Here is an 11,655-nt window from a genome sequence, read left to right as displayed (position 1 = left end):
TTCACTCGGTTCCCGTTCCGGGCCGATCCGATTGGAGCGGTCCGTTGCGCCCACCGCCGATCCTCACCAGCACGATGGTGACGTTGTCCGTTCCACCACGCTGAAGCACCGTTTCCAGCAGCTTCTCGCATGCCGCCTGCGGCGGCGCGGAGTTGACCGCCGCCTCGATTTCGGCGTCGGCGACATGCGCGGTGAGCCCGTCGGTGTTCAGGACGAAAACATCGCCGGGCATCAGCTCGCCTTGCTGGAAATCGATCTCGAGCTCATCGCTCACCCCGACGGCATGCGTGATCACGTTGCGGCGCGGCCAGGTGAGCGCTTCTTCGGCGCTGATCATGCCGCGGTCGAGAAGCTCCTGGACCTCGGTATGGTCCCGCGAAATCTGCGAGATCGTGCCGCCGCGGACCAGATAGATCCGGCTGTCGCCGGCCCACAGGCCCGCGAACCGTCCGTCCATCGCCAGAAGGGCGGCGAATGTCGAGCCGATGGTGATGCCGCGCGATCGCGCTATGCCGCGGATCTCGGCATTGGCGCGGCTCAGCCGGTCCTCGAAGCGCGCGCGAAGGTCCGGCGCCGAACTCGCGATGCCGATCGTCGCCAGATGGTCGACGATGCTGGCCGACGCGACTTCTCCGGCCTCATGGCCACCCATTCCGTCGGCCACCACCCAAAGCCCGGTTCGCGGCTCGACGAGATAATTGTCCTCATTGTGGTCGCGCACGCAACCCTTGTGGCTTACGGCGAAGCTCTCGATGGGAAGGGCGACAGTGCTCAATTTGCCACCAAGCGCTTCGCGAGCGTCCTCTGCGACGAACCGTGGGCCGCGTGCCCAGGCCACTCTGCCACAAGCGCATACATTAGAGTACCGAAATGAAGGCTGGAGCCAGCCCGGGTCGGGAGCGATTTGGGCAACCACGACAGCGCCATCTCAAAACGCCTTCGGGCAGCTGAAGGCCGACAAGGCCGGAAGCTGGAAGGGATTGGCCCCCGACCCGATCTCCATCTTGTAGGCCACGTCGCGCCCGCCGATCACGAAGCGCGCTTCGGTGTCGCCGCCATCGCCGGTGACGGTCGCCTTGTCCAGCAGGCGCTTCAATGCCCATGGTCCCTCGAATTTGAGGGCGGACTCGCGGCCCGGCATTTCCGGTGCCAGGCTGAGGCTCGCGGACGCGGAAGCCGCGCCGTTCGGCCATGTCACCGTGCTCGGCGCGTTGCCCGCCTGGGCGCTCTCGACGGTCTGCCCGTCGATATTGAGCACCGCGCTGTCGACCTCGCTGTTCACCGAGACAGGCGTCACGGTGATCGAGATCGACGGCGCCGAACCGCCGGAAGGAAAGAAGGCGCTGCGGATCTCCGCCGCCGACTGGAACGCCTTCAAGGTCGACTTTGCGAGGTCGCGGCCGGCGCGGGCATCCTGCTTCCAGGTCCAGTCCTGGCCCGTCATGTCGATCAACGGCGCAAGGTTCTGCGCGAAGAACCGGTCCATCAGGCCGCCCGGCGCGAACAGCTTGGCGAAATCGGCGATAGAGATTTCCTCCGTGCTGTCGCTCGCAAAGGGATAGTGGCCATTGACCGCCTCCTCGCAGGGGCGTGTGACCGTCTCGTCGAGCGTCTGGTTGAGGTTGGCCACCGAGGTCTCCGCGACATTGCCCTCGAACTCGTCCGCGGCCGCATTGACCATGCGCGCGAGCTGCTTCGGCAGGCGCGAGACATTGGCGCGCAGCGTCGAGATCTGCAGCTTCAGGTTCGCGTTGACCCGCTCCGTCTGCGCAGGGACGTCCGCGGCAAGCTTCACGCCCTGGTAGATATCATGGAAATTCTGCGTCAGCGCATCGAGCGGGCGGCGTCCGGCGGAACCGCTCACCAGCGCCTGGAAGGGCCTGAACTGCGCTTCCACGGTGGCGCCGGCGTTCTGCGTGGCGGACGAGCTTGTGCCGGCGCGGCTCTGCGACTTGCCGCCGGCGATCTGCAGACCGATGCGGGCCAGGCCCTTGGCCATGCCGGCCGGATCCTGCTGAGCCGTGCCGGCGTTGTCCTCGGAGGCGGCGTTGTCCTTCGTCAACGCTGTTTCATCGGCGATCGCCGTGAACAGCCGGTCCAGCGGCGAGTCCGGCGAGGCGGCGGCGGAGAGCGCAATGTATTGCGGCTTGTCCTTCAGCATCGCCTTGAATTTCAACTGGTCGAGCGCGCCGTTCCAGGCGGAAGCGAATTCCTTGCCGTAGCGGTCGATGAGTTCGGGGCCGAGCTTGGGCAGGTCCTGGTCGATGCCGCCCTGCTCGCCGCCGCCGCCGAGAACCCATTGGTCATCGACCAGCATCTGCGCGATGCGCGAGAGCTGCGGCAGGTAGAAGCGGTTGAAGCCGGCCCGGGTGTAGAGGCCGGGAACGTCAAGGTCGGAGAGCTCGCTGCCATCCATGCGTTCGAACAGAAGCTGCGCTTCCGGGCCGGCTTTCGCGGCAACGGAAAAGTCCTCGAGCCTCGCCGCGTAGACCGCCGACTTGATCAGCGCCGAAGCGCGGTCGGCGAGGCTCATGCGTCCGAGCGAGCGCTGCGCCGCCTCGACCAGCGGCTGGTTGAGCTCGAAGACCGGGTCATAGGCATCGTCGAGCGTGAGCATGGCGCGCAGATGCTTTTCGAGCTGCGCGCGGCCCTCGCGGTTGTTCTCGCCTGGATAGCGGTTCTCCTCCCAGTCCTGCTTCATCCAGGAGACGATCAGCTCGTCGTCGACCTTAGGCGCCTTGCCGCCCAGCATCAGATAGATCTTCAGCGGCTCGTAGAGCGCGATCGGATCGGCCATCTTGGCCTGGATCGTCCGCTCCGCCTGAACCAGGAGCCGGGAGCGGAAGCTTCGCTCCAGCGCCTGCCGGTAGGCTGTTTTGGACGCCGACAGAAGTCTCCCTCGCTGGCTGAGCCCGAAACTCTCCTCGACCGGCTTCGTTTGGGCGGCGGTCTCGAATCCGGCCGGGAGGTTGCGCAACTGGTCGAGCGGGCCGATGACGTTCTCCAGATCGACATCGGTCACGGTCGTGCTCTTGAGCAAGGAATCCGCGCTCTGGCGGTATTGCGCCATCGCCTGCCTGGTGGAGTCGATCAGCGACCGGTTGGCGGTGAAGCTGAAACCAAGCACACCGAGCGCCGCCAAAGCCGCCAGCGCGATCACGGCGAGGCCGCCAAATCTGGCAACCCTGGCGCGCCGCTCCGCAGCCCTGTCGAAGGAGACCCAGCCTGCCTCCGGAAAGATCACTTTCGCCAGCAGATCGTGCAGGAAGAAGCTCTTGCCGGTCCCGGAAAGATGCGCTTGGGACGTGCTGCCGAAACTGCGGCCGATCGCGCCCAGCACCTGATCGATGGGCGTTCCTTCCTGCGTGCCCGAGGAGAAATAAAGCCCGCGCAGGCTGACATTGACCTGGCTGCGGGACGGATCGAACAAGCTGCTGACGAAACGCACGACGCGGGCTCTCAGTGCCCCGAACTGCGCCGGAAAGCCGAAGATCGCGATGCGCGCCACCGGGTCGGTCTCATCCTGCAGGCGGTCGGCGATCCCGCCCGCCAGTTGACTGGCCAGCGCGTCGAATTCGGCCGGGGCCTCGCCGGTCATGTTCTTGTTGCGGTCGGTGGTCTGGAAGGTCGCGCCCCACACTTTCTGCCGACGGGCTTCATCGAAATCGCCGAAATAGTCCATGAAGCCGGCGACGAGGTCCGCCTTGGTGAAGAGCAGGTAGACCGGGAACTGGATCTTCAGTGTCTCGTGCAACTCGCGCAGGCGGCTCCTTATCTCGGTGACATGCGCGTCGAGCTGCTGGTCGTCGAGGCCGACGAGATCGGCAAGGCTGATGGCGAGGATCACGCCGTTGATCGGCTGGCTTGTGCGGTATTTCTTCAAAAGTCCCAGGAAGGCGAGCCAGCTTGCCTTGTCGCGCTTGGCGTCAGACTCCTGCGTCGTATAACGGCCGGCGGTATCGATCAGCAAGGCATCGTCGGTAAACCACCAGTCGCAGGACCGCGTGCCGCCGACGCCGGCCACCGGCTGGGCGCTGCCGGAACCGGCCAGCGGGAACTTCAACCCCGAATTGACCAGCGCCGTCGTCTTGCCGGCTCCCGGCGGGCCGATGATGATGTACCAGGGGATCTCATAGAGGAAGGTGCGCTTGCCGCTCGACTGCTTCAGCGTCGCGATGGCCTCGCTCATGCGCGCCTCGAGCACCTGTCCATCGTCGTTCCGGTCGTCGCTGTGCACGATGGCTGTTTCGAGCGCCTTTTGCGCCTTGCGCCCTTGCCACAGGCGGATGCCGTAGAACAATGCGAGCACAGCAACCGTCACGCCAATGATCGTCGCCCTGAGCCAGACAGGCTCGAGGGGCCTTGTATCGGCGAAGCGGATCAGCGGCCCGGCATACCAGACCGCCGCCGAGAAACCGGCGAGCGCCAGCAGGCTGAATATCCTGAGCACCCAGCGCATCAATGCCGCTCCCCGCCGCGCCCGCTCACAGCGTCTCCTCCTTCGGGATCATCACGTCGACGCGGCGGTTTTTCGCGCGGCCGTCCGGCGTCGCATTGTCGGCGATCGGTTCGTCCTCGCCCTTGCCGTCGACCGCTATCCGTGACGGATCCTTGAGCTCTTTCGCCATCATCGTTTGGACGGCCTTGGCGCGGGCGACGGAAAGATCGAAGTTGGACTTGAACTGGCTCGACTTCTTCGGCTTCACATTGTCGGTGTGACCGACGATCCGGATCGGCCCGGGCTCGGCATCGAGGGCCGTGGCAATGTCGGCCGCGATGGGCTGAAACTGGTCCTTCAGCTCGGCTTGGCCGGACGCGAACAAAAGCTGGTTGTTGACCTCCACGACGATGAAATCGCCCTTCGTGCCGACCGTCAGTCCGCCGACGGCGATCTCCTTGGCTAAAGCTGCGCGGATGCGGTCGATCTGGGTGGTGTCGGGAACAGCAGGCGGCGGCGGTGCGGCCTCCGCGGGTTTGGCGATTGGCGCGACGCTGGCGCGCTCGATGGTGACCGGTGTCGAAGGAGTGAGCGCCAGCAATTCGCCGGCGGTGACGTCGCCTTCATCGGTGATGAGGACGCGCAATGCGAAGAACGCCGCCGTCACCAGCGTCGCGGCGGCGGCCGCGATGGCCCACAGCGGCAGCCGCGCCCTTGGCTTTGGCATCGTCGCCGCCATGCCTTGCCAGTGGGGCGAGATGTCGTCGCCTTCACCCGGCCTGAAGTAGCGGATCGTGTCGTAGACGTCGCGCCGGACGCGTTCGAGTGTGTCCCGTTGGCCGGTCCGCCCGCGATACTGGCCTTCGAACCCGAGCGACAGGCAGGCATGCATCAACTCGAGCAGGTCGTGATGCCCCTCCGGGCTGCCCAGGATCTTGTTCAGCGCCTCGTAGAAACCGGCACCGGTGGGCTTCGTATGGAAGAACTGCAATACGAGACTGTGCGGGCCCCAGGCGTCGTCCTTTGGCCAGGGCAGGTTGCCGACGAGATCGTCGGCGGTCTCGCAAAGGGCGAATTTCGCGATTCTGCTATCCTCCTCGGCAATGCCGGCTCTCGCCATCTCCCGGTCGAACGTCCCGATCGCCTCGGCGATATGCTCCGCCAAGGAAGGCGCCTGCCTTTCGACCGGCATCAGCCGCAACTGGCCGAACAGCATCAGCAGGGGCGCCGCCGCGGCGAGAATTGGATTGGCCGTGGTGTATTTCACGCCGTCCGTGGCGTCGAGCAGCATCTCCTGTTGCAGCGCCGGCACGGATGCCGCAGGCGCCGCCGCATCGGGAGCGGCGCCTTGATGGATCACGGTTCCGGACGACCAGCCGGTCGGCATTCGCCGGCCGACGCCGGGATCGAATACTGTCGATTCCCGGGGAGGTGTCGGAGCTTGCCTAACGCCGCCCGGGTTCTCGGGAACCGCGGGCGACCGTTGCCTTGGCCGCGGCGCACGGATGACCGTCTTGTCCGCCGGCACGGAGGGATCGTCCTTCGAGCTCATCGGCGGTCCACCGTCGGGGTGCAGCGAACAGGTCGAGGAAAGAGGCCGGCTGAGCCCTTTTTATGCCGAGATTTGGCGGCGGGCCGGATGGAAAGGCTCATCTCGCCGAAACATGACATTGCTGCACACGCCCCAAGTCACGCCGCTTTGCCCGCCAGGCAAGCTTCCGTGCGTTATCCTAATCGCACAGGCAGCTGATTGAAATCGGGCAGCCTATTGAAATCGGAAGGCAGGATGCTCGAAGCAGCGGTTTCTTCTGTGAGACCCGTCACATAGCGCCGGGCCCGGCTTCACGGACCGGCCAGCTACTTCTGCTTGCCGGCCTTGGCGTAGGCTTCGCTGAAATAGGCCAGGAAGACGTCGAGCATGCCGTTTTCGTGCTTCTCTTCCATCGTTCGCCAGGTGGCGACCAGGGCGTCCCATGCCTGGCTTTTCTTGGATGAAAAGGAGGCCGGCGGCAGTTTCCTGGCGATCGCCTCGGGCGACAGGTCGTCGAGCAGCCTGGAGAGCGCGGCCTGCATGGCGGCGTAGGTGGCGAATTCGTGGGTCTTGAGGTCCCGGAAAGCGTCCTCGACGCTGTGCGTGGCGTCGAGATAGCCGGCGCGGCGTTTGGCGAACATGATCTCCAGTATGTCGTCGGTGCCGGGAACGAATTTCAGCGGGTTGTTGTTTTCGGCGCCGATCATCGTGCGGTTCGCGCTCTTGGCCAGTACCTTGGCCGCCGCGCGTGCCTTGAGCAGCAGCGACAACTGCTCGACCGTGGTTCTGAGCACGGCGCCGATCTCGGCGGCCACCTCATGCGGATCGCGCGACTGAAGCAGGTCAGCCGAAATGCCGGCCGCTTTCGCGATGTCCCGCAACAGTCTGTCGGCTTCCGCCGACCGGCCGGCGGGGGATGCCGGGGTCGGGGGCGGCTGCAGCGCCGAGGACGTCGATGCCGGCGCTCCCTGGCCCGGGCGCTGCTCCGCCGGGCTGAAGAACGGCTCGTTGGAGAAGTCCAGCGGCCTGCCTGTCGACGGCGGAAGCTCGCGTTGCGTCGACCCGGCCCGGATTTGCGGATGGCCGGTGGCCGGCCGTTCTTCGTCGATCGAGACCGAAACGACATAGCGGCCGATCAGCACTCGATCGCCATGCGCCAGCCGGTGCGGGCCGGCCATACGCTGGCTGGAGCCGTTGATGAAGGTGCCGTTGCGCGAGATGTCGTAGAGCCAGAATCCGCCCGCTTGGTAGCGGACCTCGCAATGCCGTCCGGAAATGAACTTGTCCGGATCGGCGAGCGTCCAGTCGCAATTCTCGCGTCCGATCTCGAAGCTGCGGTCGCGGGCGGCGTAGCTCGTCGCGGTGCCCGGGGGCAGCTTGTCGACATTGCTGATCTGGAGAGAGATGAACATCCGGAAGCGTCGCCGAACTTGGTCAATAAATACTTATCTTCCATGCGATTCCGGGCGGAAACCGCTACGCGCTTTTCCCGGAATTGCTCCAGCATTCTAGCAGCTTACAGGCGCGGCGGGAGAGGAGCGTTTCACACGGACGCATCGGTGCGGTTTAGCCATCGCTGTTGTTTGGCTGCCAGCAAACCTGTGCTAGGCTGAAAGTGGTCCGGTACGGTGGGGTGCGAAAAGTTCCCGAACGTGATGCGGTTAACATAGCGGGGGCTTCAATCCATCATACTGGCGGCCGCGTCCAGGAGGGGCACGACCCATGCCGAACGAACGCGCCACGGTTGTGCAGACGCCGCTTGGCGGCGATCTGCTGACCTTCACCCATCTCGTCGGCCGTGACGAGATCAGCCGTTGTTTCGCCTATACGGTCGGCTTCGTCTCGAAGAGCCATGATGTCGACCCGCTGAAGATGCTGGGCGGCGCCGTTTCGGTCGAAGGCGAATCCGACCCGAAGCGCTGGTTCAGCGGACTCGTCTCGGATTTCAAGCTGACCCGCATCGAGGACCGGCTGGCCTATTACGAAGCGGTGGTGAGGCCATGGCTCTGGTTCCTCGGCAACACCACCGATTGCCGCATCTTCCAGAATATGACGGCGGTCGAGATCGTCGAAAAAATCTTCTCCAAATACGGCATCGCGAAATTCGAGAAGCGGCTGCAGGGATCTTATCCTCAGCGCGAATACTGCGTGCAGTATGACGAGAGCGATCTCGATTTCGTGCAGCGCCTGATGGAGCACGAGGGCATCTTCTATTTCTTCGAGCATGACGAGGGCAAGCATACGCTGGTCCTCTGCGATGCGATGAGCAAGCTGAAGCCGGCGCCGGGCTACGAGAAGGTGCTCTATAATTTCGAGGGGCAGGGTTCGCGGCGCGATGTCGAATACATCACCGAATGGATTCCGGGCAGTTCCGTGCGGCCCGGCGCCTATGCCCACACCGACTATGATTTCGAGAAGCCCGGCGCGGACCTGATGGCGAAGTCCGCCCAGCCGTTCAGCCACAAGGAGGCGGCGGGCGAGAACTACCGCCAGCCCGGCGCGCATCTCGATGTCGGGCGGGGCGACACGATCGCGGGGGTTCGCCGCGAGGAACTTCAGGCGGTGCATCAGCGCAGCACGGCGGTGGGAACCGTGCGCGGCCTCTTTTCCGGCTGCAAGTTCAAGCTCGAGAGCTTTCCGCGCGACGACCAGAACCAAGACTATCTGGTGATCAGCGCCGATTACCGGTTGTTCGATCCGGGCTACAGAACCCAGAACGAGGCCTACAGCGAAAATTTCAGGGTCGTGCTGGGCGTGGCGCCTACCAAATTGCCCTACCGGCCGCCGCGCATCACGCCGCGGCCGATCATGCGCGGACCGCAGACGGCGACGGTGGTCGGTCCTTCGGGCGAGGAGATCTTCACCGACAAATATGCGCGGGTGAAGGTGCAGTTCCATTGGGACCGCCTCGGCAAGAAGGACCAGAACTCTTCCTGCTTCGTGCGCGTGTCGCAGACCTGGGCCGGCAGCGGCTGGGGCTTCATCCAGATCCCGCGCATCGGCCAGGAGGTCATCGTCGATTTCATCGAGGGCGACCCGGACCTGCCGATCATCACCGGCCGCGTCTACAACGCCGCCGAGATGCCCCCCTATGGCCTTCCGGGCAACGCCACGCAATCGGGCTGGAAGTCCAACTCCTCGAAGGGCGGCGGCGGTTACAACGAGCTGATGTTCGAGGACAAGGCCGGCTCCGAGCTGGTCAATTTCCAGGCCCAGAAGGACCACCACCTGCTGATCAAGCACGACCGCAACAAGACCGTGCAGCACGACCAGTCCGACCGCATCGACCACGACGCCAAGCACTCCGTCGGCCACAACCTCGACGAGGACGTCGGCAACAACAAGACGGTCAAGATCGGCGTCGACCAGACCACCAATATCGGCAGCAACGACACCGAAACGGTGGGCGCGAACCGCTCGCTGACGGTTATGGCAAACGAGACGATCCACGTCGTCGCGAACTCGACGGAAAACATAGATGCCAACCACTCGCAGACGGTGGGGCTGGTGCAGACGGTGACGGTGGGGGCTGCGCGTGTGGATACGGTGGGGGCGGCTGAAGCGCGAACCGTCGGCGCTTCGCAGACCAACGCGATCGGCGCGACACGATCGGTCACGGTGGGTGCTGCGCAGAGCCATAGCATCGGGGCGGATGACAGTTGGACGGTTGCGGCGAACCAATCGGTCGACGTTGGCGCAAATCAGAGCTTCAAGATTGGTGGAGCGCATGCTTCCCAGATTGGCAAGGGCCGGGACGCCAAGATCGCCGAGGACGATGCGACCGATGTCGGCGGTTCGCGAGCGTTGAAAATAGCCAAAGGCAGTCTGGTGGAGGTGGGCGAGGACGGAGCCATAAAGGTTGGCAAGACCCTGATTATTGAAGCTGGCGATGCTATCACCATCACATGCGGCTCGGCGGCGATCGCGATGAAGAAGGATGGCACGATCAACATCTCCGGTAAGGACATTTCGATCAGTGGGTCGGGCAAGATCAACGTGAAGGCATCGAGCGATATCACCATGAAAGGCTCGGAGATAAAGCAGAACTGAGGGGCCTCGATGACAAAGATCGTAGAGCGAATTGAAGGGGTGGTGATTGGCATATTCCTGGGCTTCGGCGACGACGCACCCCTTGTCGTCTTCCCGGGAAACCCTCGAGAGACAGCAGTAGCCGCGCGAAGCCTCGCTGAACTTACTTCGGACATGATCGGCGCGGAGGTGGCGCTTTTGTTCCAGGACGGAGATCCGGGTCGACCGCTGATTGTCGGGCGCATCATCGATCCCGTGCACCGGTCAAATGTTCCCCAGGTCATCCGCGACGGTGAGCGAATGAGGATCACCGCGAATGAACGTCTTGAGCTGCGTTGCGGCCAGGCGACGATCATCATGGAAAGGGATGGGCACATCACTATCCGCGGCACCTATGTGACGAGCCACGCAAGTGCCGCCAACCGCATCCGCGGTGGCTCGGTCAATCTGAACTGATGCCAGCGCCTGTTCTTCGCGAGATTGTCCGCCAGCACGCAGAGATGGCTGCGTTCCTGTGGACAGTATACGACTACAACCTGCTAAACCCCGGCAAGAATCCGGACATGGATGAGGAGCGACTTGCCCGACTCGTCGAGCGTCTGGAAGCGCATCTTGACGGGCTGCGAGTCGCTGGCCAGGTCGGCATCGAGATCGCGAGCGAGCGCTACTCCGAATATCCCGAAGCTGGGGAATTGTTCGTCGTGCGCATGCTGTCGATCAAAGAGGCATTGCGGGTTGCCGATCTCGACCTTGGCAGGGTGCGCGCCTATCTGGCCGCAAAGCCCAGGCCAGACATGCCATCAATTTCGAGCCGTTAGGTGTAGTCGGGACCGTCCCAATCAGAGCCATCGTATCTTATGGCAGAGTTTCCGCCCGCCAGCGCCAGATATGGGCCATTGGATGAAAGACGATAGACGGGGAAGCTGTCCTTGAGGTTGGAAACCGTTGCCCCATCGAACGTAAACACCCCTTGCCCTCCACCGGCGATGTGGATTGTCTTCCGGTAGAACGCCATTTTGTAGAAGTCTCGGCCTCGCTGTGAGACATCGGTCCAGGCAAGGCCGGAGCCGCGAAACAAGGTCCCTGCGCTACCCGAGACGAGGACGTCGCCTGATGACAGTACCAGCAGTCCAACCAAGATCGCGTTGGTGGGTAGCTGGATTTGAGTCCACTGCCTGCCGTCATAGTGCCAGAAAAGCGCTCCCTCGCCGGATACATAAAGGTCGCTGGGCGACGACCCAGCGATGCAAAGAATGGTGTTACCGAGCGCGGGGCTAATGGCGGACCAGCGTGCGCCATCCCAGCGATAGACAACCCCCTCGGATCCCCCTGCATAGACAGTGCTGTCGTCGAGACCCCAGACGGTGTTTAAGTGACGGGGCGAGACTTGGCTTTCCGTCCATTCGGTCCTCGAACCCGAATGCACCGCGCCGTTGTCGTCGCACACGTAGAGTCGGCCGGAGTTGGAACGCCAAATGTCAGTGAACCAACACGGCTTCTCGTAAATTCGTTCGGTCTGATTGTCGTCGCTGGCCACGTCGGACTCCGAGATGACGAACGAGTAGAAACTCTCTCCGTCATAATATGCGACGGCGGAAAAAATGGTCCCGTTATCCGCTGCAACCGTGCCATTTACCGTTACGCTATAGTCAGCCAT

Annotated in this window: 8 protein-coding genes; 3 read left to right on the top strand and 5 right to left on the bottom strand. The window is 63.6% G+C overall.

All coding sequences use genetic code 11. The annotated features are described in order from the left end of the window. Nucleotide 1: 1 nt before the first annotated feature. From EJ070_RS35570 to tagH, 4 genes are all read right to left on the bottom strand, one after another. A complete protein-coding gene (locus EJ070_RS35570) occupies nucleotides 2-775 on the bottom strand; it encodes a protein phosphatase 2C domain-containing protein (RefSeq protein WP_126095524.1) in 774 nt (257 codons plus the stop codon). Between the two features lie 153 nt (nucleotides 776-928). Further along, the gene (gene tssM, locus EJ070_RS35565; protein WP_189350271.1) at nucleotides 929-4,459 is read right to left on the bottom strand and encodes a type VI secretion system membrane subunit TssM; all 3,531 of its coding nucleotides are present in this window, start codon (nucleotides 4,457-4,459) and stop codon (nucleotides 929-931) included. A gap of 25 nt (nucleotides 4,460-4,484) precedes the next feature. Then, complete coding sequence (gene tssL, locus EJ070_RS35560; RefSeq protein ID WP_126095522.1) at nucleotides 4,485-5,990, bottom strand: type VI secretion system protein TssL, long form; 1,506 nt, start codon at nucleotides 5,988-5,990, stop codon at nucleotides 4,485-4,487. A 305-nt stretch (nucleotides 5,991-6,295) separates the two neighbouring features. After that, the gene (gene tagH / locus EJ070_RS35555; protein WP_126095521.1) at nucleotides 6,296-7,381 is read right to left on the bottom strand and encodes a type VI secretion system-associated FHA domain protein TagH; all 1,086 of its coding nucleotides are present in this window, start codon (nucleotides 7,379-7,381) and stop codon (nucleotides 6,296-6,298) included. 310 nt (nucleotides 7,382-7,691) lie between these two features. Between tagH and tssI the strand changes: the two genes are divergently transcribed. From tssI to EJ070_RS35540, 3 genes are read left to right on the top strand one after another with little or no spacing between them, the layout of a single operon-like run. Continuing rightward, entirely contained in the window at nucleotides 7,692-10,019 is a 2,328-nt protein-coding gene (gene tssI, locus EJ070_RS35550; protein ID WP_126095520.1) for a type VI secretion system tip protein TssI/VgrG, read from the top strand. A 9-nt stretch (nucleotides 10,020-10,028) separates the two neighbouring features. Next, nucleotides 10,029-10,454: a DUF6484 domain-containing protein gene (locus tag EJ070_RS35545; RefSeq protein ID WP_126095519.1), complete on the top strand. Its 426-nt coding sequence runs from the start codon at nucleotides 10,029-10,031 to the stop codon at nucleotides 10,452-10,454. Next, complete coding sequence (locus EJ070_RS35540; protein ID WP_126095518.1) at nucleotides 10,454-10,816, top strand: hypothetical protein; 363 nt, start codon at nucleotides 10,454-10,456, stop codon at nucleotides 10,814-10,816. The genes EJ070_RS35545 and EJ070_RS35540 overlap by 1 nt, the downstream gene beginning before the upstream one ends. Here EJ070_RS35540 and EJ070_RS35535 read toward each other — a convergent pair. Continuing rightward, nucleotides 10,813-11,655, bottom strand: a complete 843-nt coding sequence (locus EJ070_RS35535; RefSeq protein ID WP_126095517.1) for a hypothetical protein — start codon at nucleotides 11,653-11,655, stop codon at nucleotides 10,813-10,815. The genes EJ070_RS35540 and EJ070_RS35535 overlap by 4 nt on opposite strands.

Source organism: Mesorhizobium sp. M1E.F.Ca.ET.045.02.1.1 (genome assembly GCF_003952485.1).
Taxonomy (GTDB): domain Bacteria; phylum Pseudomonadota; class Alphaproteobacteria; order Rhizobiales; family Rhizobiaceae; genus Mesorhizobium.
This window is presented reverse-complemented; position numbering and strand designations above follow the sequence as displayed.

What these genes read in the sequence shown, in the direction of transcription:
- tssM (WP_189350271.1), bottom strand. Translation starts at nt 4,459, where the DNA reads ATGCGCTGGGTGCTCAGGATATTCAGCCTGCTGGCGCTCGCCGGTTTC.
- tssL (WP_126095522.1), bottom strand. Translation starts at nt 5,990, where the DNA reads ATGAGCTCGAAGGACGATCCCTCCGTGCCGGCGGACAAGACGGTCATC.
- tagH (WP_126095521.1), bottom strand. Translation starts at nt 7,381, where the DNA reads ATGTTCATCTCTCTCCAGATCAGCAATGTCGACAAGCTGCCCCCGGGC.
- tssI (WP_126095520.1), top strand. Translation starts at nt 7,692, where the DNA reads ATGCCGAACGAACGCGCCACGGTTGTGCAGACGCCGCTTGGCGGCGAT.
- EJ070_RS35545 (WP_126095519.1), top strand. Translation starts at nt 10,029, where the DNA reads ATGACAAAGATCGTAGAGCGAATTGAAGGGGTGGTGATTGGCATATTC.
- EJ070_RS35540 (WP_126095518.1), top strand. Translation starts at nt 10,454, where the DNA reads ATGCCAGCGCCTGTTCTTCGCGAGATTGTCCGCCAGCACGCAGAGATG.
- EJ070_RS35535 (WP_126095517.1), bottom strand. Translation starts at nt 11,655, where the DNA reads ATGGCTGACTATAGCGTAACGGTAAATGGCACGGTTGCAGCGGATAAC.